This window comes from Acinetobacter geminorum, from assembly GCF_013009345.1.
Lineage (GTDB): Bacteria > Pseudomonadota > Gammaproteobacteria > Pseudomonadales > Moraxellaceae > Acinetobacter > Acinetobacter geminorum.
Genome location: NZ_JABELE010000002.1, coordinates 29935 through 55136, shown reverse-complemented (window position 1 = coordinate 55136; position 25202 = coordinate 29935). Strand labels below are relative to the sequence as shown.

The window sequence follows — 25202 nt, the reverse complement described above, 5'->3', positions numbered from 1 at the left end:
ATCTATGACGACCCCTTTAAACGAACGTCGTATTGCAAATGCAATTCGTGTATTGGCAATGGATGCTGTGCAACAAGCAAACTCAGGGCATCCAGGTGCTCCAATGGGGATGGCAGATATTGCTGACGTCGTCTGGCGTGAGTTTTTAAATCACAACCCAACAAATCCACAATGGGCAAACCGTGACCGTTTCGTTTTATCAAATGGCCATGGCTCAATGTTGCAATATGCTTTGCTTCATTTAACAGGTTATGATCTTTCAATTGAAGATTTAAAACAGTTCCGTCAATTGCATTCTAGAACTCCTGGCCATCCTGAATATGGCTATGCACCGGGTGTAGAGACGACAACTGGTCCTTTAGGTCAAGGTATTGCTAATGCTGTTGGTTTTGCTTTAGCAGAAAAAACATTGGCTGCTCAATTTAATAAAGATGATTTAAAAGTTGTTGACCATTTCACTTACTGTTTCTTGGGTGATGGCTGCTTAATGGAAGGTATTTCTCACGAAGTATGTTCTTTAGCTGGCACATTACAACTTGGTAAATTGATTGCTTATTATGATGATAATGGCATTTCAATTGATGGTGAAGTAGAAGGCTGGTTTAGCGACGATACAGAAGAGCGTTTCAAAGCCTATGGTTGGCAAGTTCTTCGTGTAGATGGTCATGATGCCGATGCGATTCGTCAAGCGACAATTGAAGCAAAAGCCGAAACTCAAAAACCAACAATCATTATGTGTAAAACGATTATTGGTTTAGGTTCACCAAATAAGCAGGGTAAAGAAGACTGTCATGGTGCGCCATTAGGTAAAGATGAGATTACTTTAACTCGTGAAGCATTAGGCTGGAACGAAGACGCATTTGTTATTCCTGCTGACGTATATGCTGCATGGGATGCAAAAGCAAAAGGTAGTGAATCTGAAGCAGCTTGGAATGCGGTATTTGCACAATATCAAGCAAAATATCCAACTGAAGCAGCTGAATTACTTCGTCGTATCAGTGGTGATTTACCAGCAGAATTTGCAGCCCAAGCCGATGCTTTCATTCGTGAAACAAACGCGAAAGGCGAGACAATTGCAACACGTAAAGCAAGCCAAAATACATTACAAGCATTTGGTCCTTTATTACCTGAATTGTTAGGTGGTTCTGCTGACTTAGCAGGTTCTAACTTAACACTTTGGAAAGGTTGCCAAGGTGTTCAAGAAAACCCAGCTGGTAACTACGTATATTATGGCGTACGTGAATTCGGTATGACTGCGATCGCTAATGGCGTTGCATTACATGGCGGTTTCGTTCCTTACGTTGCAACATTCTTAATGTTTATGGAATATGCACGTAATGCAGTACGTATGTCTGCATTAATGAAACAACGTGTAATTCATGTTTATACACATGACTCAATCGGTCTGGGTGAAGATGGTCCAACTCACCAACCGATTGAACAAATTGCTTCGTTGCGTGGTACACCTAACTTAAATACATGGCGTCCTGCGGATACTGTAGAAACTGCAATTGCTTGGAAATCTGCTTTAGAACGCAAAGATGGCCCTACAGCACTTATTTTCTCTCGTCAAAACTTACCATTCCAAACACGTTCTGAAGAGCAAATTCAAAATGCTGCAAAAGGTGGTTATGTACTTGCTCAAGAAAAAGGCGAATTAAAAGCAATTATTATTGCAACAGGTTCTGAAATTTCTTTAGCAATGGAAGCTTATGCACAACTTGAAGGTGTGCGTGTAGTTTCTATGCCATGTGCAGAAGAATTTATGAAGCAAGATGCCGCATACCGTGAAGCAGTATTACCAGCTCATATCCGTGCGCGTGTTGCTGTTGAAGCGGCTCATGTTGATTACTGGTGGAAGTTTGTTGGTCTTGATGGCAAAGTAATTGGTATGACAACTTATGGTGAGTCTGCACCAGCAAAAGATTTGTTCCAATTCTTTGGTATTACCACTGAAGCTGTTGTTGCAGCAGTAAAAGAATTAACTGCTTAAATATTAAAGTAGTATAAAAAAGCGCTCTATCTAGAGCGCTTTTTTATTTGAGAAGTTAGATGGTGATTTCTGTTTGGATATTAATCTGAGAGGTCAATAACTTATGAATAGGGCAATTCTCTGCAACTTTTAATAATCGCTTATGCTGGTCTTCAGTAAATTCACCTTTGAGTGTAATTTTCCGTTCAATATTGTTTTGGCCTTTCTCAGGTTCGCCATTTGGGTTTAATGCTAAATCCACTTGAACATGATCAAGCTTAATACCTTTAAGATTCGCATACATCTCTAATGTAATGGTGGTACAAGCACCTAAAGCCGATAATAAAATTTGCACTGGGTTTGGGGCAGTATCTTGTCCACCTTTATCAGTCGGTTCATCTGCAAACCATTGATGACCTGAAGGATCGGTAAGAGTTACTCGATATGGGGTAGAAGTACTTTGTGCTTGAGCAGTATTAGCCATGTTTTACCTTATTATGAATCAATAAATTTGAAGTAAAAATGAAATTCTAGAATTCGAACACGGTATGACAGTACCGCTACTTTATAATATTAGTTTTAACTAATAACTGTAACGCTTTTATTGTTGCATGGATGAAACATATCGTTTTATAAAGAATGGTGAATTAAATTACTTGATGTATACACTAACGACTATATCAATAAAGGATACGAAAAATGCATCTTAAAACATTAAGCTTCGGTTTGGCAGTAGCATTGGCTAGTTCAGTTACTTTAGCTGCACCAGTAGACTACAAAATTGACCCAACACATACAGCTACTGTTTTCTCATGGAATCACTTTGGTTTCTCTACTCCAAGCGCTAACTTCTCGGATATCCAAGGTGTAATTAAAGTTGATAATGCTAAACCAGCAAACTCATCTGTAAATGTAACTATTCCTTTAAGCAGTGTAAATACAAACGTACCTGCTTTAGATAAAGAGTTCCAAGAAGAAGCTTGGTTTAATGCTGCTAAATATCCAAATATTACGTTTAAAAGTACTAAAGTTGAAACCAAAGACAAAAAGCATTTTAAAATTACTGGTGACTTAACTGTTAAAGGTGTAACTAAACCTGTTGTACTTGATGCTGTTTTAAACAAGCAAGGCGAGCATCCAATGGCTAAAGTGCCAGCGATTGGTTTTAATGCTACAACTTCATTCAAGCGTTCTGACTTTGGTTTAGGTAACTATGTGCCTAATGTTGGTGATAAGATCACTGTAAACATTACGACTGAGGCAACTGCTGCTAATGCAGTTAAAAAATAAGTTATAAGTTTTCTAAAAAAGTCCTCAAAAATGAGGGCTTTTTTATTTAGACAGGCTCTTTTTTATCTGGATCTATAAATACAAGGGGTGCTGAAGGATCGATATTTCTTTTCTGAGATTTTTCTCTTAGGAACTGGTAAGTAGGGACTTTTCTTTTGGCCTGATCGCGCAGTTTCTTTTTAATATAAAGAACCAGAGCAAAACATGTAGTTGCAACGGTGAGCATCATACCATTCATATAGCTCATGATTGAGCTTACATAACCAATGGTCGTTAAGCGGTGCATCATACGTTCAACTTGGGTGCTACTTTCAATACCAGTAATTGCCCAACTACATAGATGTTCGCAATTATTAATAATCAAATGATAGTGATTTTCATGCATACGTGAGCGCATTCGGCGAACGACAATCTTTCCTTTATAACGAGGTCTGTCATAAGAACGAACGTGTATTTTTTTGCCATGTGAGAACGCATCTATTGATGTGATTTCAATCGGGCGTTTTTTGATGAAGTGAGCTAAGCCGGAATAATGGATAACTCGACCTCTCCCTGCATATATACCATGATGGCTATAGCCGAGATGCTTTACGATGAGGTGAGCCCCTAAAGGGTAGTGTTTATTCGGTTGTTGCATGCTTACGCTGATCCAATAAAGTGTAAATGGCTTTTATTGAAAAGCTGCTAAACATTATAACCAATATCAGCAATTTGGAGTGTATTGATTACGCCGAATGAATGAGTTTGATGCATATCCAATCTATTCATATTTCTTGTATATAATTTAAGAATTTAATATGAAGGAAAAATGTCATGTCAGGTGATATTCAATGAAATGGGTTTTCGGGTGCTTAGCTTTGTATTGGTTTTTGTTCCAGTCTGCATATGCTATAGAACATCAGCAAGTTAAAACAGTAGAAGGTGATCAATACGATGTGGTCTCTATTAGCGATTTTAAAGCATTGCGCCTGTTTTTAAGAAATCCTCATAATCAACAATATTACAAAAGTTTTAACAATGTTCAGGAGCAATTAAAGCAGTGCCAGCGACTTAACTTTGCAATGAATGCAGGGATGTTTCATATAGGATTTTCTCCCGTAGGGCTATATGTTGAAAAGGCTAAGGTAATTCAACCCTTAAATGAGCATAAAGGATTGGGAAATTTCTTTTTACAGCCGAATGGTGTATTAGCTTGGAATAAAAAACAGGCCTTTGTTTTAACTACACAAAAATATAGCCGACAAAATTTGAAAGTTGATTATGCAACCCAATCTGGGCCAATGTTAGTTATTGATAGAAAGATAAATTCTCTTTTTTTACCAGACTCTCAATCAAAGAAAATTCGTAATGGAGTCGGTATACGGGATAATAAACTCTACTTTGTAATATCGAAAAATAGGGTGAATTTCTATAATTTTGCCAAGTTTTTTCAAGGAAATCTTAAAGTAGAGCAAGCTTTATATCTCGATGGTTCTATTTCTAGTTTATATCTGCAAAAGAACAGACGGAATGATCAGCAATTTCAAATGGGACCAATGGTCGGTTGGGTAGGCGAGTCCAGTTGTGCATTAAAGTGAAATATAAAAAAGCCAGTACAAGACTGGCTTTTTAATTAATGAATAGATGGTTTTTGAGTGAGTTCATTTAACTCTTTTCGGCTATAACCACGGGAAATAAGAACTTTTTTAATTCCCTTAATGACATCTTCATCTGTTGCTTGTGCAAGTGCACTTAGAAGTTGTTCATTAGTTTTACATGAGCAGTCATTTTCAACACAAGCAGTTTGGTTTTTATGCTCGTTATGCTGTTGATCTGCCAAGAACAGCTTTTGCCAAAAACTCATAGAGCCTTCATATACAACCTAACATAGCTCGAAATATAGCCAATTTAAAATAAAATACAAGACTCCATAAGTGATAAATCCACCAATTGAACTCGAGAATTTTCGATGGGAATGCTTGAGTTAAACGAAATTATGACGAATAGATGACTTGATATTTTTTGAAAATTTAAATACTTAACTAATAAAACGTTAAAAAATAAGGAGGTATATAACCTCCTTATTTAAAAATTTACAATGAAAGATTTTGTTTAAATCTTCTCAAGTAAAACTCCAGACTCGACATGATGCGTATAAGGGAACTGATCAAATAAGGCGAATTTAGTCACTCGATGAGTTTGACTGAGAGTTTTTAGATTTTCATATAACGTGTCAGGGTTACATGAAATGTAGATAATACGTTCAAAACCTTGTAGAAGTTTTAAAGTCTCATCATCAATTCCTGCACGTGGTGGATCTACAAATACAGTGTCAAAGTCATAACTCTGAATATCAATATTCGCTTCATGTAGACGGCGGAATTCGCGCTCACCTTGATAAGCTTGAGTAAACTCTTCAGCCGAGAGACGTGCTACTTGAATATTATCAATTTGGTTTTGTTCTATGTTCCATTGAGCAGCATAAACAGATGATTTTGCAAGCTCAGTAGCAAGCACTCGTTCGAACTTTAAAGAGAGTGGAAGCGTAAAATTACCATTACCACAATAGAGTTCTAACAAGTGTTTCTTTGATCCTTCAGCTGCATCACATGCCCATTGCAGCATTTTTTTGCAAACTTGTGCATTAGGCTGGGTAAAGCTACTTTCGATTTGCTTGTATTTAAATGATCGATTTAAAAGTTCGAATTCTTCAACGACGAAATCATCGCCAATAACAATTTTCTGGCCACGACTACGGCCCATAATCTTAATATCTAATTTATCGGCAAGCGCTTTAGCGGCTTGTTCCCATTCTTGATCCAGTTTACGGTGATAAATTAGGGTAACCAACATTTCTCCGCTAAGTGTTGCGAGGAAATCAGTTTCAAATAAACGATTAGAAAGCTTAGGCTCAGCCTTAAGTTCTTCCAAAAGTTTTGGCATTAAATCATTGATGCTCTGATCTGCAATTGGAAACTCATCAATGCGTACAACGGTTTTTTGCTTGTCGTCATCGTTACGCTCAAACATGGCATAGAACATATCATTTTCTGTATGCCAGATACGAAATTCAGCACGCATACGGAAATGTTGTTCAGGTGATTCAAACACTTCTAATGTAGGTGGTGTAAATTCAGAAAATTGAGTAGTAATGCGTTCAATTTTAGCTTGAAGTTGTTGACGATAAGAAGAGGTCATAGACAAAGAAAATTTAGACAGAATCAAATAATGAATGGTATCAAAAAAATTGAACTTACAGGAGCCAATTTTAACCAGATATTCATAAGAGAAAGCAGGTATCTAAACTAGAGCTAATTTAAAACACGATTAATAAAATCTGATTTTATTGCTCTATATTGATCGGGATCTAAATGGCTACACTGTAATTTTAATTGATTATATTCATTAACCAATGTGGGTGAGTCTATAAGCTTGTTTTTAAAGGCTAAGAAAAAAGTGAATATTGAACCAGATACTACAATTTGAAATGCAACATCATCATTGTTGAGTGATTCGAGCATGCAAAGCTCATGTGTCCTTAGCGTATTTTGTTTTTCAATAAAGTTAAGTGTTTTTAATTGTTCTATTGCGAATTCAAATTGTTCAGGCATAACTTCAATATAAATATCTAGATCACCTTTTGAAATTGCATTCGGTATTGCAGATGAACCAATATGCTCAATTTTGGCAAATGGTAGAAGTGCGGAAATTTCTTTTTGATATGAATTAAAAAGTTGAGTGCATCTTTGTTGATACTGTTCTGGTTCTAAAAAGATCATTATTAGAATCTCGAATTGATAAAATCTATATATTTAAGAATAGATTACTTTATTAAATAAAAAAGCCCAAATACTGAGATTTGGGCTTTTTTTGAAAATTATCGATTAATCAGTCATTGTCATTAAGCTTGCGTTACCACCAGCTGCAGCTGTATTCACACTAATTGCACGTTCAATCACTAAACGTTCAAGTGGAATATTCTCATTCGGCTCAACGTGAGTAATACCAACAATTGCGCCAGAACGCGTAGCAACTTCTTGTTGTAATGAGAAGATTTCTTCACGATTACCATGGTGTAAAACTGCATCAAAATCATCTGATGTGATGTTTTTAACCGTAGTAATCGCTGCAAGCACATCTTTAGGCAATGTTTGTTTGTATTTTGCCAATAACGGACTATTTGGCATTACGGCCGCTTGGCTACCCACTGCAAAAATTGCGAGTAACTGATGCAACTGATTTTGTTCTGTATCAGCGATAGAAAGAACACGATGACGTGGCAAAATAATATATTGGTTACTTTCCCCAGTAGGGCCTTGTAACTCATAAAATTTACCAACACCAAATGGTTCAATTTCGCGATTTGCTTGTGGTAAATATTGTTTCGCCCAATTTTGTAAGCTCTGATAAACCTCACGGTTAAAACCTTCAAAAGCAGTTTGCTCAGTCTTCATAGCAAATGGTGTTGCCAATACTTTGTTTGAACACTGCTGCATCAAGCGATACATGTAAAGCGGACCGCCAGCTTTTGGACCTGTGCCCGATAAACCTTCACCACCGAATGGTTGCACACCAACGACAGCACCAACAATATTACGGTTGATATAAAGGTTACCAACTTCAGCATGTTGAATGACCGTTTGGATGGTTTCATTAATACGTGTATGCAGACCCATTGTTAAACCATAACCTTTGGCATTAATACGTGAGATCAATTGCTCAAGCTCACCATACTTATAGGTAATGATGTGTAGAACTGGACCAAAAACTTCGCGCTGCAAGTCATCAAGGTTAGGGAGTTCAATTGCTGTTGGTACAACAAAGGTTCCTTGATCCAGTTCATTCTGGCTTGTTGAACCAAACATCAACTGATGTACTGGATAGCCTTTCGACTTCATTTTTTGGATGTGTTGATCAATCGTCTGTTTTGCTTCGTCATCAATAACAGGACCAATGTCAGTTTTTAAAATCGCAGGGTTACCTACAATCAACTGCTGCATTGCTCCCTTAAGCATTTTAATAACGGTTGCAGCACTGTCTTCTTGCACACATAAAATACGTAAAGCAGAGCAACGTTGACCCGCGCTATCAAAAGCAGAACTTACAACATCTAATACAACTTGTTCAATTAAAGCAGATGAGTCAACAATCATTGCATTTTGACCGCCAGTCTCTGCAATGAGAGGAATAGATTGACCATTTTCAGATAAACGTTTCGCAACAGTCTTCTGTAAAATTTTTGCAACTTCAGTCGAGCCAGTAAACATGATGCCATCAATACGGCTATCTTGACTAAGCTGAGCACCTACTGTTTCACCGCGGCCAGGAAGTAGCTGTACAGCACCATGGGGAATACCAGCTTCCCATAAAATCTGAACTGCTTGAGCTGCGATTAATGGGGTTTGTTCAGCAGGTTTAGCAATAACACAGTTACCACTCACTAATGCTGCAGCAATTTGGCCAGAGAAAATTGCAAGAGGGAAGTTCCACGGGCTAATACAAAGTACAGTACCTAAAGGCTGAATATCTGTATTTGCAGGAAGATTCTCAACTTGAGTTGCGTAATAACGTAAGAAATCTACAGCTTCACGAACTTCTGCAATCGCATTGGCATAAGTTTTCCCACTTTCACGGCAAAGCAAAACCATCAATTCTTGAATGCGGCTTTCCATGAGGTCAGCTGCACGTTTTAAGTGTTGAGCACGCTGTTCTTTAGGCATATTTGACCATTCTGATTGAGCTTGTTCAGCTGCATTAAGCGCAATTTCAACATGCTTAAGATCAGCTTCTTGCACATAACCAACAATTTCATCATTTTGTGCTGGGTTTGTAATTGCAACAGAATGACTTTGCTCTAATGAATCATTATTTGCCAATAATGGATGACTTTGCCAAATACGATTACGTAATTCTTGAGCTATACGGTCTAAAGCTGTAAGTGGAGTATCGTTTGCTAAATCATAGCCTTTAGAGTTTTTACGAAGTGTCCCGTACATATCTAAAGGTAGAGGAATAGATGGGTGTTTTAAGCCAACTGAACCTTCAAGCTTAGCTGCATGACGAATATCGTAAATTGGAGACTGGATAAGATCTTCAACTTTAAGTGTTTTATCTGCAATACGGTTAACGAATGAAGTATTCGCGCCATTTTCGAGTAAACGACGTACTAAATAAGCTAACAACGTTTCATGGTTACCAACGGGTGCATAAATACGGCATGGTACGCCTAATTTATTTTGTTCACGTGGACCAACAACTTGTTCATAAAGCGGTTCGCCCATGCCATGTAAGCATTGGAATTCATATTGACCAGCATAATATTTGCTTGGATCAGCTAAATGATAGATCGTTGCCAATGTTTGAGCATTATGAGTTGCAAATTGAGGATAGATGAACTCAGGTGCTGCAAGTAATTTTTTAGCACACGCGATATAAGATAAGTCTGTATGTACTTTACGGGTAAAGACAGGGTAGTCATCCATACCTTCGATTTGCGCTTTCTTAATTTCGCTATCCCAATATGCACCTTTCACAAGACGAATCATGAGACGCTTTTGGCTGCGTTTAGCAAGGTCAATAATATAATCAACCACGAAGAAACAGCGTTTTTGATAAGCTTGAATAACGAAGCCAATACCTTTCCAGTTTGCAAGTTCTGGCTCGAAGCAAAGGCGTTCAAGTAACTCAAGAGAAATTTCTAAACGTTCTGATTCTTCAGCATCGATATTTAAGCCAATATTGTACTTTTTAGCCAAACGAGCGAGTTCAAATACTTTGCCGTAAAGTTCTTGATGAACACGTTCAATTTGCGCGCGTTGATAACGAGGGTGTAAAGCAGAAAGCTTAATTGAAATGCCCGGGCCATCATAAACGCCTTTACCATTAGATGCTTTACCAATTGCATGAATGGCTTGCGTATAATCGTTAAAGTAACGTTCAGCATCATGTTCGGTTAAGGCTGCTTCACCTAACATATCGTAAGAATAGCGGAAACCTTTGTCTTCGAGTACTTTCGCATGGTCTACAGCTTCTTCAATGGTTTCACCAGTCACAAACTGCTCACCCATCATACGCATTGCAACGTCAACAGCTTTACGAATAATGCCACGTCCACTGCGTGCTAAAAGGCCAGTGAGTACACTTGAAAGACTGGTTTGCTTTGGAGTTTCCATGAGCTTACCAGTTAACATAAGGCCCCATGCTGCAGCATTTACAAACATTAAGCTGCTTTGGCCAACATGTTCTTTCCAGTTACCTTGATTGATTTTATCTCTAATAAGCAAATCACGTGTTGCTGAGTCTGGAATACGAAGCAAAGCTTCAGCAAGACACATGAGCGCCACGCCTTCTTGTGAAGAAAGAGAGAATTCTTGTAATAACCCTTGAACAATACCTGCTTTGCCCGAAGAGGTCTTACGTTCACGTAAATTATTGGCAAGATTGAAAGCAAGGTCATAAATTTTATGATCTAAATCATCAGATACCGCAGCAGCTTGCAATAGCTCTTCTACAGCTTCTGGTTCAGCACGTCGCCAAGCTGTATTAATGCGTTGTTCAAACTCACTTTTATCGTTAAATTCGGTGATATAGCCTTGGTGAGATTTATCCATTTGATGAAAAGTATCCATTGTGTTCATATCTGTTTCCGCCAAGCAACTCTCATACTCCCATCTTGAGTAGAGAGGTTTAGATAATTTATCATTACAGAAGAAACACCGAATAACTCACTATATTTTGCCTATTTTTTAGAGGAAAATTCAGATGAATGGCCCAATATTAAGCCTTGACCGCACTGATTTAAAAATTTTGGATATTCTTCAAACAGATGGGCGAATTTCTAATAGTAAATTAGCCGAACTTGTTAACTTGTCGCCAACTGCTGTTATGGCCCGAGTGCAGAAGTTGACAAAGGATGATTTCATTTTGGGATATGAAGCGAAATTGAATCCAATCAAGTTAAATGCAAATTTTTTGGTGTTCGTAGAGGTACTATTAGATAAGACTACCCCCAATGTTTTAGATGAGTTTATTGATGCTGTGGTTCACTATCCGGAAATTGTTGAATGCCATATGGTGAGTGGTGGGTTTGATTTTTTAATTAAATTACGAAGTGGCAGCATGGAAGAGTTTAGACGAATTGCGGGGCAGGTACTGTGGCAATTACCAGGGGTTAAAGAGACTCGTAGTTATCCAGTCATGCAAGTTGTAAAAGATACTTCAAAAATTAAAATCAAAACTAAAAATAAATAAAGGGGCCGAAGCCCCTTTATTTATTTCAATAACTTATACGCTTTCTTTGTAGAGTTCATCTGCTTTTTCAAAGCGGCCAGTTACTGTTGTATTTGGCGCTTTAGTTAAAAGACTCACTACAATGATGCTGATAAATGCAAGGATAAAGCCTGGGATAATTTCGTAAACACCAGTGTCTGCGAAAAGATTTTTCCAGCCAATGACTACAACTGCACCAACGATCATACCCGCTAAAGCACCTTGTAAATTCATACGTTTCCAGAATAATGACAAGATGATAAGCGGACCAAATGCAGCACCGAAGCCAGCCCATGCATAGGCAACAAGACCAAGAACTTTACTGTCTGGATTACCAGCAAGAACAATCGCAAGAAGAGCAATCGCAAGAACCATGAGTCGTCCAACCCATACAAGCTCTTTTTGAGATGCATTCTTACGAATAAAGCCTTTGTACAAATCTTCTGTTAGTGCACTTGAACATACCAAAAGTTGGCAGCTCAATGTACTCATCACAGCAGCTAAAATCGCAGCCAGAATGATACCTACAATCCATGGATTGAATAAGATTTTAGTCAATTCCATAAATACAGTTTCAGGATTTTTACTTACAACTGCTGCTAATTCAGGGTGTTGTTGGAAGTAAGCAATACCGAAGAAACCAGCACCTACAGCGCCGATTAGGCATAAAATCATCCAAGTCATACCAATGCGACGAGCAGCAGGAATTGATTTTACAGAGTCAGCGGCCATGAAGCGCACAAGAATATGTGGCTGGCCAAAGTAACCTAAGCCCCATGCCATGGAGGAGAGAACCGCCACAACGCTCAAATCTGAGATGATATTAAACGCATGTGGACGAGCAGTTTCAATGAGTGTCACAAACTGCGTTGTATCGCCAATTGCAAGGTAGGTTACAATTGGAGTAAGCAATAGTGCAAAAATCATTAAGCCAGCTTGGAACGTATCGGTCCAGCTAATTGCTAAGAATCCACCAATACAAACATAACTGATGGTCGCAATTGCGCTAAGCCAGATTGCAGCTGTATACGACATGCCGAATAAATTTTCAAATAAACGGGCGCCTGCTACCATGCCTGAAGCACAATAAATTGCGAAGAAAACCAAGATGATAACGGCAGAGAAAATACGAAGTACTTTTTTCTGATCGTCAAAACGACTTGTAAAATAATCTGGCAACGTGAGTGCATTATTTTGGACTTCAGTATGAACGCGTAATCGACCAGCAACCAGTAGCCAGTTAAGCCAAGCACCGATAATGAGACCAATTGCAATCCACGCTTCAGATAAACCAGAAAGATAAATCGCGCCTGGTAAACCCATGAGCAGCCAACCACTCATGTCTGATGCGCCTGCGGATAATGCAGTTACGAAACTGCCTAAACTACGACCACCGAGAATATAATCTGAGAAGTCGCTTGTAGCACGGTAGGCAAATAAGCCGATAAGAACCATTGCTACGATGTACACCATAAACATGATGAGGGTGGGATCAAAATAACTCATAATGGATGTGTGTCCTTATATCCATAATCCGTGATTGTAACCTAATCCAGGTCGCTGTTTTCTTGTACGGCATCCAAGAGGTTGAGATTCAACCACAAAAGATTTTTTTTGCACTGTTATTTTTATATTGTACTTTTGTATCATTGTGTAAATTGAAATAAATTGATTTTAGATATATTGAATTGTAATACAAATCAATAACTTATAGTTTTTTAATATTTATTTTTTTTAATTTTTTCTGCAAAAAAACGCCATTCTGAAAAAAACTAAATTCATATAGGGTTATAAATAGGCTATTGGTCAAAAAAAATTTATAGAAATTTAAAATAAAGTTAAAAAAATCGACAATTTTTTGGTCAATTAATAATATTTTTATGCACATTCGGCTTATTTAGTGCCTAAAAATAGCAATTAGCTGATTAAATTTTCAAAAAGTTTATGCATTCCTTGGGTCGCTGACATCTTTAATAATTCGTATTGTTGAGGAACACGCAAATGATCCGCATTTGGATCTATATAGTAGGCTTTACATTGATCTGAAATTTCATGTACTAAAGCCGCAACGGGATATACGCTTAATGTCGAGCCTATCACAATAAAAATATCTGCACTCTGTACTAATTGAATTGCTTCTTCATAAGCAGGCACAGCTTCACCAAACCAGACTACATGTGGACGCAGGGGATAGCCATCTGGGCAAAAGTCTTGTTCTAGATCTAGCTTCCATCCGTTAATATCGTAAAACTGTGTTGTAAATTGTGCATCAGGGCCAGAGCTTTTCGCTAAACGAATATTTCCATGCAAATGTAAAACTTTGGAACTTCCAGCCCGTTCATGTAAATCATCAATATTTTGAGTAATCACTTGTACGTCAAAGTGGTTTTGTAGTTTGGCAATATATTGATGAGCTTCGTTAGGTTTAGCCTCTAAAATATTTTTACGTCGCTCATTATAAAAGCGTTGAACTAAGGCAGGATCCCTTTGCCATGCCTCAGGTGTGGCAACTTGTTGGATGTCGTAATTTTCCCATAAGCCATTACTGTCACGAAAAGTGCTGATTCCACTTTCGGCACTCATGCCCGCACCTGAAAATACAACAAGGTTTGTCATAGAATTCACCTATTCGGAAAGCTAATTTTAAATAGATAATAAAAAACCAGTTTAAAACTAAACTGGTTTTATCAAATATTGAAAGCGATGCCTATCTTTTATAAGCCAGCTTCATATTCTGCATTTGATAAAAGTTTTTCAACATCTGCAATGTTGTCTGGTTTAATTTTATAAATCCAGCCTTTACCATATGGATCTTCATTTACAAAGTCAGGATCATCTTCAAGGTCAGTATTTACTTCTACTACAGTGCCTGAAACAGGAGCATGGATGTCAGAAGCAGTTTTTACTGATTCAACCACACCAGCTTGTTCGCCAGCAGTAACTTTACTCCCAACTTCTGGAGTTTCAACGTAAACCAAATCGCCAAGTTCATCTTGTGCATGATCGGTAATCCCGGTAATAACTAAATCACCCTCAATCTTTACCCACTCATGTGTACGTGCATACTTCAGTTCCGAAGGATGATTCATGATAACTCCTTAAGCTTGTGTCCAATAGTTTTAAACATTATAAGTATGGGTCTTTACGCCAGTTGCTTGGGCTACGGCCACTCCAGCGTTTAAAAGCACGGCTAAAATTTGCAACGTCTGAATAGCCAAGTTCATCTGCAATTTGTTCAAGACTATAATCTGTACGTGAAAGTAGAGATGTTGCATGTCGATAGCGCACTTCATCAACCAATGTAGAAAATGAAGTTCCTTCAGCCGCTAATTGGCGCTTTAGTGTGCGGTCTGACATATGTAGACATTCGGCTACATTTTCAATGCTTAAATAATGTTGTTCAGAATTACTTAAAATATCACGAACTCGCATTGCTAAACGCCGGCGCTCACCTAAAGCGGAAAGTTCGGCTTCGCACTGATTAATAGCAACCTGACTTGCGATAGGATCAGCATTAACTAATTTAATTCCTAGATATTTTTTATCAAAACTTGAAATCAAATGAGGCTGGTTGAAGCGAATTGTGCTGCTTAGTTTATTTCTATACTTTTCAAAACCTTCTGGTTCAGGAAAGTCCAAATCTACATCACCAGCTAAATCTTCGATACCCGTAATCGCTTTAGCCATACTCATAATACCAATGGTCAAACCTAAAACGATTTCTGTTCTTAGAGGTTCAAGTTCGATGTCACACTGTAATTGTAAGGTGGCTTTTGGACCAAACGTTGAAAAATAGAGTTGTAAAAAGGGTAAACGTAATTGAATAAAGCGTGCTGCAAGGGCAATTGCTTCTGTAATATCTTTAGCTGTCATAATCGCATAGCCAATGAAGCCATGAATCGAAATACGCATTTGAGTACCAAGATGGTACCCCAACGTAGTTTCACCAGTTAAATTAAGAGCGTGTTTAACCAATTCATTTGCTACAGGTGTAGAAATACGATAATCAGGGTCGGCCAGTTGTTCACTAGTAAGATGAAATGGAGCAAATAATGTTTCATCGTTATATCCCCAACGTGAAACAACATCTAATAGCAATAAGCCATAGACTCCCGGAATACCCTGATCTTGACGAGCTGAGGTAATTTTCATATGCGTTCCATTGCTCTCATCAATTTGTCACATGCATTTCTTACACATCTTGTCATGAAATATAATCTGAGTTTATAAAAACTGTTAGACAATCATATCAACCATGTTTTAAACATTCTTTTTAAAGACAACAATTTTTGTTGTTGAAATAAGTAATACGTCGCCATTTTGATTTAAGGCTTGCGTAACGTAACTTACAATACCACGATCTAATTTTGTTTTGGATGGTGTGATCGCTGAAATTTCTGCTTCAACATGAATTTTATCACCTGGTCGAGTAGGGCGTGGCCAACGTAAGCTGGACTCTGAACCAATCAGGCCGCCATGAATCGGCATACATTCCGTCCATAACCGCATAGTAATTGCAGAAGTATGCCAACCGCTAGCAGCAATTCCCTGAAAAATTGGATCATGCTTAGCTTGTTCTTCATCTATATGGAAGGGCTGAGGGTCATAGGAGTTTGCGAATTTTTTGATTTCATCTAAGGTAATTTCATATTCACGGCTAATGAAGCGATCACCAATTTTCAAATCTTCTAAATAAAGCATTAATCTTGACCCTGTAATACTTTTTGTTCAATTAGGAAACCACCTGTTTGACGTTTCCATAACTGTGCGTATATACCATTTTGCGCAATTAACTCTTCATGAGTTCCTTGCTCAGCAATTCGACCTTCATCAAGAACGATTAAACGGTCCATTTGTGCAATAGTAGATAAACGGTGTGCAATTGCAATAACGGTTTTATCAACCATCAGGTCATTTAAACTTGACTGGATTGCTGCTTCAACTTCCGAGTCTAATGCACTAGTTGCTTCATCTAAAATAAGAATAGGAGCATCCTTTAAGAATACACGTGCAATAGCAATACGCTGTCTTTGACCGCCAGAAAGCTTGACACCACGTTCACCTACTTGAGCGTTATAACCACTACGTCCTTTTAAATCAACTAATTGCGGAATAAATTCAGCAGCTTTGGCTTTATTTACAGCATTTTCCATATCTGCATCAGACGCATCTGGGCGGCCATATTTAATGTTTTCTGCAACTGAGCGATGTAATAAAGACGTATCTTGAGTAACTAAAGCAATATTAGCTCTTAGACTATCTTGAGTTACATCTTCGATGTTTTGGCCATCAATTAAAATGGCACCTTGCTTAAGATGGTAAAAATGTAAAAGCAACTGGATCAGCGTCGACTTTCCTGCGCCAGAACGGCCCACAATTCCTATTTTTTCGCCTGCTCTAATATGCAAGTTGAAGTGATCAATCACATTTTTATTGTTATAAGCAAAGCTTACATCTTTAAATACAATCTCACCTTTGGTGACTTTAAGTGGTTTTGCATCCGGTTTGTCTTGAATATTGATTTTTTTACCTAATGTTTGCATACCATCTTGAATGGTTCCAACATTTTCAAATAAGGCTGACATATGCCACATCATAAATTCAGCCATACTATTAAGTTTTAGAATCATTGCAGTAGTTGCTGCAATTACACCTAATGCTGCTAAACCTTGAGTCCATAGCCAAACAGAGGTACCAATTACACCTACAAACAAAACAGCAGACAACATATTAATGCTGACTTCAAAGAGGGTACCTAAACGCATTTGGGCATAGACTGTAGTCATAAACTCTTTCATCGATGCTTTTGCGTATTGGCTTTCACGACCAGCATGGGCAAATAGTTTTACTGTTTGGATATTGGTGTATGCATCTGTTACGCGGCCTGTCATGACAGCACGAGCATCGGCTTGTTGCTGGGAAACTTTACTTAAGCGGGGGATAAAGAACCATGCGCTTAATAAAAATAGGCTTAACCAAACTAAAAGTGGAATAAGTAAAATTGGTGAAATTGCGCCCAGAACAATGCTGACTGTAATGAAGTAAATGCTGACGTATGCCAACATGTCACCCAAAATAATCCAGAACTCACGGATTGCTAGTGCTGTTTGCATAACTTTGGCAGAAAGTCGTCCTGCAAAGTCATTATGGAAAAAGTCTAAGCTTTGTTTCAATAAAAGATTATGGAAACGCCAGCGCAAACGCATTGGGAAGGTGCTATATAAAATTTGATGTTTGATAATAGATTGAATATTTACAAAAAAGATATTGGTAAATAAGACTGCAATCAAAATGAGTAAATCAGTAGCATGCTGACTTAAAAAGCTTTCCGGATGACTTTTACTTAACCAGTCTACGAGTTGTCCAATCTTTGAAAAAAGTAAGGCTTCAAAGCTTGCAGCACCTGCTGTAAAAAGAATAAGTAAGAATAAGTAAGGGCGTAGGCCTTCCGTAGCTTGCCAAACAAATGGGAAAAAACGAGTTGGTAAAGGTTCATCTAAACCTTTAGTTGGGTAGGGATCTACAAGTTTTTCAAACCACTTCAGCATGAATTACTACCTTTGAGACAAAAGCCACTTAATTAAATCTTTGCAATTTAATTTGCAAAAAGTCAGTTAGATCAATATCACTTAAGGTTTCGATCTTGTGAATATATGCAAATACACATGAACTGATTATGTTGTACGTCTTAAATTAATACATGACGCAAAAAAGGAGACTCGAAGAAATCTTCAAGAACGTCGCGAGGACTAAAAGTATTATTCATTATATCGAGATTAATAGATAAAGGGTGAAGGAATTTATTCTTTAAGTATTTTTTCTTAGTATTTTGAACATTTGTTAAATTATTACAGCTGCACATTAATTAGAAGAGGCCTTTAGATCTATATCATAAAGGCCTAAGTATTGTATTACCACATTAAGTCATCTGGAATAACATATGCTGCATATGGATCGTCCTCATCAGTAGCTTGTTCGTTTTTCTCAGCATTATTAATCAAAATGAAGCCTTGCATTTTTTGATCAATTTTTTCACCTAAAGCTTTTGGAAGATAGGCGTATTGATCTTGATCTTTAGCAATAACTAGGCTACCTGTAACAAGTGCATTATAAACTTGCTGAGATAGATACACTTTTTTGATTTTATTTTCATCAATAAATTGATAAGCCACATCCCCAGCAAAATCAGTAATCTTGTGCTGCTTAATCATCTGAATGATTGACGCTTTAAGTGCTTTTTCTTCAAGCTGTTTCTGTTTTTCTAAATTTAAAGCCTGATCTTTAGCTACTTTTTCTTGTTGAGCTTTTTCAATATTTGCTTTGATTTCAGCTTCATTGCTTAGTCCAAGACGCTGTTCGTGATGAGCTTGCTTTGTTAATTTTTTTGCTTTTTTATTATCAACTAAACCAGCTTTTAATAGCTGTGCTTGTAAGGCATTTTTAACCATGTCTTAGTCCTTGTGTGAAGTTGAAGTGCTATAGAGATAAACTACCCAGTAAGAAATACTTAAGGCTAAGCTTAAAGTTGCCGGCAATAAAAATGATTGTAGCTTTAAATATGGATGTACTGAAGCGGCAAGAATTCCACCCAGCAGAAAGCCGATAAAAATAAGTAGATGTAAAACAATACGTCTATTTTCTACTATTAAGCCTCTGGCTTTATACCCAAGTGCTAAACCAATATCAGTTAAAACACCTGATAGATGGGTAGTGCGGATGATTGTTCCTTTATAGTGGCTTACCATTGCATTTTGTAAACCCATTGCTGTACAAGCCCATAATAATCCATAGCGTGGAAAATAAGGAAGCAATAGCCAGCAAAGGAAAATGAATAAGGCAACAAGGCTCAAAGGTAAGCCATAACGACGACCTAGTCGAAAATGACTGCTACCTAAAATAAAACCACTATAAAATGAACCGCAAACATAGCAAATAATCACTAGAAGTAAAAAAATGATATGTTCGGGTTGCCACTCTACCAAACTCATAGCCAGCATACTAACGTTGCCAGTCATATGTGAAATAGATTGATGCAAAAGAGTAATTAACCCTAATACATTAATCATTCCGGCATTAAATGCCAGCAAAAAGGCTCCAAGTTGGAACCAGTTTGGTAGACGTTGAAATGGCATTTTCTTAAGACGCTTGCTTAGAGCGAATATCTACAGCTGCGGTAAATAATACATCTGTAGATGAGTTAAGGGCTGTTTCTGTAGAGTCTTGCAATACACTGATAATCATACCAACCGCTACAACTTGCATAGCAATCTCTGTTGAAATACCAAATAGACTACAAGCTACCGGAATCAGAAGTAAAGAACCACCTGCAACACCAGAAGCACCACATGCCGAAACTGCAGCAACAACTGATAAAATAACCATTGTTGCAAAATCAACATGAATACCAAGAGTATGTACAGTTGCTAGTGTGAGAACCGTAATTGTCACTGCTGCACCAGCCATATTTACAGTTGCACCTAATGGAATAGATACACTAGCTGTCGATGGATTAACACCTAAACGTTCAGCCAAATCCAGGTTAACTGGAATGTTTGCCGCTGAGCTTCGTGTAAAGAAAGCGGTGATCCCACTTTCTTTTAAACACTTAAAAACTAACGGGTATGGATTGCTGCGGATAGTTAAACCCACCAAAATTGGGTTCACTACGAGAGCAACAAATAACATTGTTCCTATTAATACCATTAATAAGCGTGCATAGCTCTCAAGCGTTGCAAGTCCGGCATCAGCAAATGTTACGGCAACTAGACCAAAAATGCCGACTGGTGCAAAAGCAATTACTTTATGAATAATAGCACTTACAGCATGCGAAACATCTTGCATTACTTGTTTAGTAGTATCTGAACTATGGCGCATAGCTAAACCTAAACCAATCGCCCAAGCCAAGATACCAATAAAATTAGCTTCACTAATTGCTTGAACAGGGTTTGCAATAAAGCTTAAGAGCAAGTTTTTTAATATATCTGCGAGACTACCAGGCGCTTGTAAATTATTATGAGAAACCGTGTTGAGATAAAGAGTGCTTGGAAAAGATAAACTTGCAATAACAGCACTAAAAGCGGCTAGCAACATACCTATAACATACAGTAGTAAGACTGGGCGTAAATTTGCACTATGGCCTACTTGGAAGTTGGCAATAGAAGAAAGCACCAATACAAAAACTAAAATAGGGGCAACCGATTTTAAGGCTTTAATGAAAAGCTCACCAAATAAACTTAAGTAAGGCGTAATGTTCGGAAATAGTAATGCAACGCCTATCCCTAGAATAATAGCGATAATAATCTTAGTGACTAAGCTTAATCGAGAAAAGAATGCAAGCATATAAAGGCCTTATTAACCTAATCATGGCTAAAGGTTGAACAAGCGGAGTATTTTATACTTAAGTGATGTGAATCTTAAGCTTTTTTATAGCACCTATAAGCATTTATAATTAATGGTAATATTAAATAGTTGTTTTTATTGTAATTAATTTTATATTTGAAGTTTTGTAGTTGGTGGTTTTGCTTGTTAATTGCTCATTAAAAAACTAGGTATATCAAAAATCTGTAGAAGTATCGAATAGACTAAGGAAAAATAAATTGGCAAAAGGTTAAATATGGTGGAGCATTTGGAAAAGCTACGCGAATTTTCAAAACTTTGTGCTTGGATTGGACTCTAAGCTTTCAAGCTGAAAAATCGCATATTTCAGGAAATTACTACTATTATTATAAATTTATAATTTGAAGATACTACTTACTTACACAGTACAGCTGATAAAGCGTGTTTAAAATCGAATGCATATTGTCATCCTTAATAGAATAAAAAATTTGTTTACCATCACGACGAGTTGATACAACATCACTTTTACGTAACATCATCAGTTGTTGTGAAAGAGTGGGCTGGGTAATTTGGGTCTTCTCTTCTATTTGCGAGACATTTAACTCCTCATAAGCTAAGTGACATAAAATTAATAAACGATCTGTATTAGCCAAAGATTTGAGAATTCCAACGACTGAATCAGCCGCATTTTTCATTTCTTCAATTTGGAGTCCATCTTTCATACTTTATACCTATATCAATATAGCGGGCATAGTATAGATTGATCTTAAAGAAATGAATGTAGCAAAACTAATCAATCCAATTGTTTTTGTTGAAAAGCAATATAAGGGGAATTGATAAATAAGTAGTCTTTCCAATGAAAAACAATTGTTTGTATTTCTTTTGTGTCTAAAGTGTTGCATTGTGTTATAAGTGTAATTGTTAAGTATAAGTGAATCGAAGTCAACAGAAAATAAGTGTGATCTAATCGCTATAAATAGTTAAATCCAATTTATCTTCAAGTAAAACATAAAAAAAGATTGAGTTTTTATTTTTTAAATATATAATTTGTTTTGTACAGACAGGTCTGTATATTTTGGTTTGGTAAGGTCGAAAAAAACGTCTAATTTTGAACCAAAATTACTTTCAGACGCAGCGTGATACATAAGAAGAATCATTAAATATAAGAAGAAGAATATCACGCTTTATTTTTATGCAGCTCTTTCAAAATCGATTAATTTTTCTACTCGAGTCCAATAATCATTGATTTTTATTGAACCATGTTCGACCTGAGCCTGTATGGTCATACCTTCCAAAATATTAACGAGTAGTAAAGATAGGGGAACTGGCTCTTTTACATCATACTGGTTAAGAAGATTTTGCATGAGTTGGGTCAACCAAGCTTTATACAAAGTGGCAGGTTGATGTGTTGAAGGATATTGTTTTAAAACTTCTTCCAAGGCTTTTTGAAACATACAGCCATTAAAATCTTCGCTATTAAACCAGTCCGAATACCATAAAAATACTGCTTTAATTCTCGCAAGAGGGTCTAACTCATCATGTTTTGATAAGGCAGAAGTAAGAGAGTTTTGTAGAAGCGTATTTCGAAGAAGTAGGCACTCTTCAATTAATTTTTCTTTTGATGGAAAATGCTTATAGAAAGTCATTTTTGCAACGCCAGATTCATTAATGATGCGATCTACACCTATAGAATTATAGCTATACGAGTTAAAAAGTCTTAATGCTGTGTTAATAATGTCATCTTTTTTCGACATATTTTAGCCTCTCACAAATGAATTGCTATTAGCTTGAACGGTGATCTTTATCAATGAGAATCTAGATAATTTAATTTTACAAGGTATTGTTTGTTATTGATAGAAAAAAGATATTATTTTTTTAAACGCTGAAGTTTTACTTTTAAGGGAATGGTAAAGAGTTTTAGGCTATATATTTAAATAATTATACTTCAGTTTTCAAAATCTTTTAACTTCAATATTTTTGCGATAAGTCGATTTTAAAATTTAAAAAGGGGGAATTAATAAACAAAAAACGAATCTATTTTTGAGTTTGTCGGCCAATTTAAAAGTGGACTTCCCATTGCTTTGAAAAGTCCACTTTTATTAAAGTTCTTACTCTGAAGGAGGTAAAAGCATCAAAATAGATTCGTTGAGTAAGTACGCAACATTTTCAAGGATTTCAAGCTCATTAAATTCACTATCGAAAGCTAAGCTTTCTCCATCAGCAATAGCTTTTAATTTTGGTGCAAAAGTTTGAGTTATACATAGCGCTTCGCCATTTCCCCAGAAGTTTAGAATTCCGTTATTTTCTGTATAAAGTAGGCGAGAGGCAGGTTCTAATAAAACTTCATAACCTTCATGTAAGATCTCTTGAAGATCATCAGCTTCGATCTCATCAGGTTCTGGAATATTATCTGGATATTTAGGTTCGCTCATATATGACATGATTGCGGCATCAAGTGCTGCAGAATCTTGCAACTGAGCTAAAACTAGGTCTTTTAGATAACTTAGTTCAGTTGAGTTAATTTCACCAATTTGACTCATTTGTTTGCGTGCGATATCTACAACAGGATTTTGAAGTAAAGTATTAGCTGAAAATTGATCGCTAATACGTTCCATCATTCCTGCAACGTTTGGCATGCGAAAGCCAAATGAGAATGTTAAGCAGTCATCTTCGGCAACCCCGTAATGTGCCATTCCAGGTGGAACATATAGTAAATCACCTGGTGCTAAAACCTCATCAAATTGCACATCTATTTCTGGCAAAAGTTTTAATGGTTGATTGGGTACAAATGCAGTATTTACATCGCACATTTGACCTAGCTGCCAGCGACGATGACCATGACCCTGAACTAAAAATACATCATAGAAATCGAAATGTTTCCCAACTGAACCACCCTTAGGCGCATAAGACACCATAATATCGTCGCGGCGCCATTGAGGAATAAAAGGAAATTTTTTCCAAAGTTCAGAAAGATCAAAAGAGTAGTGATCTACTGCCTGTACTAAAATTGACCATAATTTTGGTAGCTTTTGAAAGTCGCCTTTGGTTAAAGGTGAAGATTTTACGTGCCATTCATTTGGATTTTTATCTTTTTGGCGAATCAGTCTGGCACTTGCATGTTCTTCCAAGGCAAGTTCTTGCACATCCTGGGGTTGTAAAAGACCTACAATCTCTGGCAATCCGTTACGCACCAGTAAAGGTTTTTTCTGCCAATACTCTGCTAAAAATTGCTCGGCAGTAATGCCGCCTAAAACTGCTAAAGGTTCTGTCATGGAAATAACCTATTTATAAAATATCTAGAATTAAGGAATTTGTAGATCAAGTTGCCTTAAAATATGGCAAAGTTGAATTATAGGAAGACCCATAAGTGTGGTCTGGTCTTGGCCTATCATTTTTTCAAACAAGCTAATTCCTAAACTTTCACACTTAAAGCTACCTGCGCAATGTAGTGGCTGATCTAATAAAACGTATCGTTCAATTTCAGCTTGATTCAGGTTTCGAAATTTAACTTGATAATGTTCAACGAGCGTTTGTTCAAAGTTTCTATCGAGCCATTGCACGCTAAGAGCTGTACTAAAAAAAACAGTTCGACCAGAATTATCTGCTAGTTGTGCTTTAGCATTTTCAATAGTCATCGGTTTGCCAATAAAGTCATGCGGAGCGTGTTCTCGCCAAGCAACTTGATCTGAACCAATAACGATAGCTGATGGGTTCTGTTCAGCAATCACCTGAGCTTTTGTGAAAGCGAGCCTTTTTGCAAGTTCATCGGCATGGGTTTCATCGCGAGGACTTTCATCAATATCTGGACTAACACAGATATAATTAATTCCAAGACGATCCATTAAGTCTCTGCGAGTTTGACTACTCGATGCCAAAATAATTTGTGGCTGAACCATTACACTGCAAATTCCATTAATACATCTAAAGGTACATAGCTTAATACGGCTTGATGACATGCATGTATTTTAATAGGAGGTGCTTCACCAGCTTGATAAGCCTCTACCCAGCGAGTTACGCAGATACACCAGAAATCACCCGGTTTTAAGCCAGGGAAGCCTACTTCTGGTAAAGGAGTAATAAGATCATTCCCAATTTTCTGAGAAAAATTTAAGAAATCCGAGGTCATTTGCGCACATACGGTGTGTTGACCAAGGTCTGTTATTGCAGTGTGGCAGAAACCATTTCTAAAATAGCCTGTAATAGGGTCAAAGCAACAACTTGCTAAAGGTTCCCCTAAAACATTTAAGCGATTGATTTGTGGATCTGGATGAATAGACATAATGGGTGAAATATCAAATAACTACCTCTATCATAATCAAAACTGGGGCTTTCTACAGCTTTTATGCAAAAAAACTAA

Annotated in this window: 24 protein-coding genes; 4 read left to right on the top strand and 20 right to left on the bottom strand. The window is 37.1% G+C overall.

Annotated features, from left to right (window positions below; all coding sequences use genetic code 11):
• Positions 1 to 4 precede the first annotated feature (4 nt).
• Positions 5 to 1993, top strand: coding sequence for a transketolase (tkt, locus tag HJG58_RS01970; RefSeq protein ID WP_170247744.1), 1989 nt, complete (start codon positions 5 to 7; stop codon positions 1991 to 1993).
• A gap of 55 nt (positions 1994 to 2048) precedes the next feature.
• Here the strand turns inward: tkt and HJG58_RS01965 are convergent, their stop codons facing one another.
• Positions 2049 to 2456: an OsmC family protein gene (locus HJG58_RS01965; RefSeq protein WP_170247743.1), complete on the bottom strand. Its 408-nt coding sequence runs from the start codon at positions 2454 to 2456 to the stop codon at positions 2049 to 2051.
• Between the two features lie 215 nt (positions 2457 to 2671).
• Between HJG58_RS01965 and HJG58_RS01960 the strand changes: the two genes are divergently transcribed.
• The gene (locus HJG58_RS01960; protein WP_170247742.1) at positions 2672 to 3262 is read left to right on the top strand and encodes a YceI family protein; all 591 of its coding nucleotides are present in this window, start codon (positions 2672 to 2674) and stop codon (positions 3260 to 3262) included.
• Between the two features lie 46 nt (positions 3263 to 3308).
• On the opposite strand, the gene HJG58_RS01955 is transcribed toward HJG58_RS01960, so the two are convergent.
• Positions 3309 to 3899 carry a lecithin retinol acyltransferase family protein gene (locus tag HJG58_RS01955; RefSeq protein ID WP_170247741.1) on the bottom strand — a complete coding sequence of 197 codons (591 nt, stop codon included), beginning with the start codon at positions 3897 to 3899 and terminating at the stop codon, positions 3309 to 3311.
• A gap of 193 nt (positions 3900 to 4092) precedes the next feature.
• On the opposite strand from HJG58_RS01955, the gene HJG58_RS01950 reads away from it, so the two are divergent.
• A complete protein-coding gene (locus HJG58_RS01950) occupies positions 4093 to 4839 on the top strand; it encodes a phosphodiester glycosidase family protein (protein ID WP_170247740.1) in 747 nt (248 codons plus the stop codon).
• A 35-nt stretch (positions 4840 to 4874) separates the two neighbouring features.
• Here HJG58_RS01950 and HJG58_RS01945 read toward each other — a convergent pair whose 3' ends face one another.
• The 4 genes from HJG58_RS01945 to putA form a co-directional block, all read right to left on the bottom strand.
• Positions 4875 to 5105: a hypothetical protein gene (locus HJG58_RS01945; RefSeq protein WP_000011679.1), complete on the bottom strand. Its 231-nt coding sequence runs from the start codon at positions 5103 to 5105 to the stop codon at positions 4875 to 4877.
• A 248-nt stretch (positions 5106 to 5353) separates the two neighbouring features.
• Positions 5354 to 6439, bottom strand: a complete 1086-nt coding sequence (gene trmA / locus HJG58_RS01940) for a tRNA (uridine(54)-C5)-methyltransferase TrmA (RefSeq protein ID WP_170247739.1) — start codon at positions 6437 to 6439, stop codon at positions 5354 to 5356.
• A 113-nt stretch (positions 6440 to 6552) separates the two neighbouring features.
• Positions 6553 to 7020: a GrpB family protein gene (locus tag HJG58_RS01935; RefSeq protein ID WP_170247738.1), complete on the bottom strand. Its 468-nt coding sequence runs from the start codon at positions 7018 to 7020 to the stop codon at positions 6553 to 6555.
• A gap of 105 nt (positions 7021 to 7125) precedes the next feature.
• Entirely contained in the window at positions 7126 to 10878 is a 3753-nt protein-coding gene (gene putA, locus HJG58_RS01930; protein ID WP_216076485.1) for a trifunctional transcriptional regulator/proline dehydrogenase/L-glutamate gamma-semialdehyde dehydrogenase, read from the bottom strand.
• A gap of 124 nt (positions 10879 to 11002) precedes the next feature.
• Between putA and HJG58_RS01925 the strand changes: the two genes are divergently transcribed.
• Positions 11003 to 11491 carry an Lrp/AsnC ligand binding domain-containing protein gene (locus HJG58_RS01925; RefSeq protein WP_017386809.1) on the top strand — a complete coding sequence of 163 codons (489 nt, stop codon included), beginning with the start codon at positions 11003 to 11005 and terminating at the stop codon, positions 11489 to 11491.
• Positions 11492 to 11524: 33 nt separating this feature from the next.
• On the opposite strand, the gene putP is transcribed toward HJG58_RS01925, so the two are convergent.
• From putP to HJG58_RS01855, 14 genes are all read right to left on the bottom strand, one after another.
• On the bottom strand, positions 11525 to 13015 hold the full coding sequence (gene putP / locus HJG58_RS01920) for a sodium/proline symporter PutP (RefSeq protein ID WP_170247736.1): 1491 nt from the start codon (positions 13013 to 13015) through the stop codon (positions 11525 to 11527).
• 411 nt (positions 13016 to 13426) lie between these two features.
• Positions 13427 to 14134, bottom strand: coding sequence for an SIR2 family NAD-dependent protein deacylase (locus tag HJG58_RS01915; RefSeq protein ID WP_170247735.1), 708 nt, complete (start codon positions 14132 to 14134; stop codon positions 13427 to 13429).
• A gap of 89 nt (positions 14135 to 14223) precedes the next feature.
• Positions 14224 to 14598, bottom strand: a complete 375-nt coding sequence (gcvH, locus tag HJG58_RS01910; RefSeq protein WP_170247734.1) for a glycine cleavage system protein GcvH — start codon at positions 14596 to 14598, stop codon at positions 14224 to 14226.
• A gap of 37 nt (positions 14599 to 14635) precedes the next feature.
• Positions 14636 to 15661: an AraC family transcriptional regulator gene (locus HJG58_RS01905; RefSeq protein WP_002121430.1), complete on the bottom strand. Its 1026-nt coding sequence runs from the start codon at positions 15659 to 15661 to the stop codon at positions 14636 to 14638.
• Between the two features lie 108 nt (positions 15662 to 15769).
• Positions 15770 to 16210 (bottom strand): MaoC family dehydratase, encoded by a 441-nt coding sequence (locus tag HJG58_RS01900; RefSeq protein ID WP_017482285.1) that lies wholly within the window; start codon positions 16208 to 16210, stop codon positions 15770 to 15772.
• On the bottom strand, positions 16210 to 18057 hold the full coding sequence (locus HJG58_RS01895) for an ABC transporter ATP-binding protein (RefSeq protein WP_170247733.1): 1848 nt from the start codon (positions 18055 to 18057) through the stop codon (positions 16210 to 16212). Before HJG58_RS01895 ends, HJG58_RS01900 begins: the two co-directional genes overlap by 1 nt.
• A gap of 363 nt (positions 18058 to 18420) precedes the next feature.
• Positions 18421 to 18957 carry a DUF2058 domain-containing protein gene (locus tag HJG58_RS01890; protein ID WP_170247732.1) on the bottom strand — a complete coding sequence of 179 codons (537 nt, stop codon included), beginning with the start codon at positions 18955 to 18957 and terminating at the stop codon, positions 18421 to 18423.
• Between the two features lie 3 nt (positions 18958 to 18960).
• Entirely contained in the window at positions 18961 to 19641 is a 681-nt protein-coding gene (locus HJG58_RS01885) for a YoaK family protein (RefSeq protein ID WP_032007258.1), read from the bottom strand.
• A 4-nt stretch (positions 19642 to 19645) separates the two neighbouring features.
• Positions 19646 to 20848, bottom strand: coding sequence for a serine/threonine transporter SstT (gene sstT / locus HJG58_RS01880; protein ID WP_170247731.1), 1203 nt, complete (start codon positions 20846 to 20848; stop codon positions 19646 to 19648).
• Positions 20849 to 21255: 407 nt separating this feature from the next.
• Positions 21256 to 21567: an ArsR/SmtB family transcription factor gene (locus HJG58_RS01875; RefSeq protein ID WP_170247730.1), complete on the bottom strand. Its 312-nt coding sequence runs from the start codon at positions 21565 to 21567 to the stop codon at positions 21256 to 21258.
• Between the two features lie 468 nt (positions 21568 to 22035).
• Positions 22036 to 22599 carry a TetR/AcrR family transcriptional regulator gene (locus HJG58_RS01870; protein WP_002121343.1) on the bottom strand — a complete coding sequence of 188 codons (564 nt, stop codon included), beginning with the start codon at positions 22597 to 22599 and terminating at the stop codon, positions 22036 to 22038.
• 354 nt (positions 22600 to 22953) lie between these two features.
• The gene (locus tag HJG58_RS01865) at positions 22954 to 24117 is read right to left on the bottom strand and encodes a ribosomal protein uL16 3-hydroxylase (protein ID WP_170247729.1); all 1164 of its coding nucleotides are present in this window, start codon (positions 24115 to 24117) and stop codon (positions 22954 to 22956) included.
• Between the two features lie 30 nt (positions 24118 to 24147).
• A complete protein-coding gene (locus tag HJG58_RS01860) occupies positions 24148 to 24741 on the bottom strand; it encodes a Maf family protein (RefSeq protein WP_170247728.1) in 594 nt (197 codons plus the stop codon).
• Positions 24741 to 25124: a DUF2237 family protein gene (locus tag HJG58_RS01855; RefSeq protein ID WP_170247727.1), complete on the bottom strand. Its 384-nt coding sequence runs from the start codon at positions 25122 to 25124 to the stop codon at positions 24741 to 24743. Before HJG58_RS01855 ends, HJG58_RS01860 begins: the two co-directional genes overlap by 1 nt.
• Positions 25125 to 25202 lie beyond the last annotated feature (78 nt).

Coding starts and splice junctions, on each gene's coding strand:
- tkt (WP_170247744.1), top strand. CDS start 5: ATGACGACCCCTTTAAACGAACGTCGTATTGCAAATGCAATTCGTGTA.
- HJG58_RS01965 (WP_170247743.1), bottom strand. CDS start 2,456: ATGGCTAATACTGCTCAAGCACAAAGTACTTCTACCCCATATCGAGTA.
- HJG58_RS01960 (WP_170247742.1), top strand. CDS start 2,672: ATGCATCTTAAAACATTAAGCTTCGGTTTGGCAGTAGCATTGGCTAGT.
- HJG58_RS01955 (WP_170247741.1), bottom strand. CDS start 3,899: ATGCAACAACCGAATAAACACTACCCTTTAGGGGCTCACCTCATCGTA.
- HJG58_RS01950 (WP_170247740.1), top strand. CDS start 4,093: ATGAAATGGGTTTTCGGGTGCTTAGCTTTGTATTGGTTTTTGTTCCAG.
- HJG58_RS01945 (WP_000011679.1), bottom strand. CDS start 5,105: ATGAGTTTTTGGCAAAAGCTGTTCTTGGCAGATCAACAGCATAACGAG.
- trmA (WP_170247739.1), bottom strand. CDS start 6,439: ATGACCTCTTCTTATCGTCAACAACTTCAAGCTAAAATTGAACGCATT.
- HJG58_RS01935 (WP_170247738.1), bottom strand. CDS start 7,020: ATGATCTTTTTAGAACCAGAACAGTATCAACAAAGATGCACTCAACTT.
- putA (WP_216076485.1), bottom strand. CDS start 10,878: ATGAACACAATGGATACTTTTCATCAAATGGATAAATCTCACCAAGGC.
- HJG58_RS01925 (WP_017386809.1), top strand. CDS start 11,003: ATGAATGGCCCAATATTAAGCCTTGACCGCACTGATTTAAAAATTTTG.
- putP (WP_170247736.1), bottom strand. CDS start 13,015: ATGAGTTATTTTGATCCCACCCTCATCATGTTTATGGTGTACATCGTA.
- gcvH (WP_170247734.1), bottom strand. CDS start 14,598: ATGAATCATCCTTCGGAACTGAAGTATGCACGTACACATGAGTGGGTA.
- HJG58_RS01905 (WP_002121430.1), bottom strand. CDS start 15,661: ATGAAAATTACCTCAGCTCGTCAAGATCAGGGTATTCCGGGAGTCTAT.
- HJG58_RS01900 (WP_017482285.1), bottom strand. CDS start 16,210: ATGCTTTATTTAGAAGATTTGAAAATTGGTGATCGCTTCATTAGCCGT.
- HJG58_RS01895 (WP_170247733.1), bottom strand. CDS start 18,057: ATGCTGAAGTGGTTTGAAAAACTTGTAGATCCCTACCCAACTAAAGGT.
- HJG58_RS01890 (WP_170247732.1), bottom strand. CDS start 18,957: ATGGTTAAAAATGCCTTACAAGCACAGCTATTAAAAGCTGGTTTAGTT.
- HJG58_RS01885 (WP_032007258.1), bottom strand. CDS start 19,641: ATGCCATTTCAACGTCTACCAAACTGGTTCCAACTTGGAGCCTTTTTG.
- sstT (WP_170247731.1), bottom strand. CDS start 20,848: ATGCTTGCATTCTTTTCTCGATTAAGCTTAGTCACTAAGATTATTATC.
- HJG58_RS01875 (WP_170247730.1), bottom strand. CDS start 21,567: ATGAAAGATGGACTCCAAATTGAAGAAATGAAAAATGCGGCTGATTCA.
- HJG58_RS01870 (WP_002121343.1), bottom strand. CDS start 22,599: ATGTCGAAAAAAGATGACATTATTAACACAGCATTAAGACTTTTTAAC.
- HJG58_RS01865 (WP_170247729.1), bottom strand. CDS start 24,117: ATGACAGAACCTTTAGCAGTTTTAGGCGGCATTACTGCCGAGCAATTT.
- HJG58_RS01860 (WP_170247728.1), bottom strand. CDS start 24,741: ATGGTTCAGCCACAAATTATTTTGGCATCGAGTAGTCAAACTCGCAGA.
- HJG58_RS01855 (WP_170247727.1), bottom strand. CDS start 25,124: ATGTCTATTCATCCAGATCCACAAATCAATCGCTTAAATGTTTTAGGG.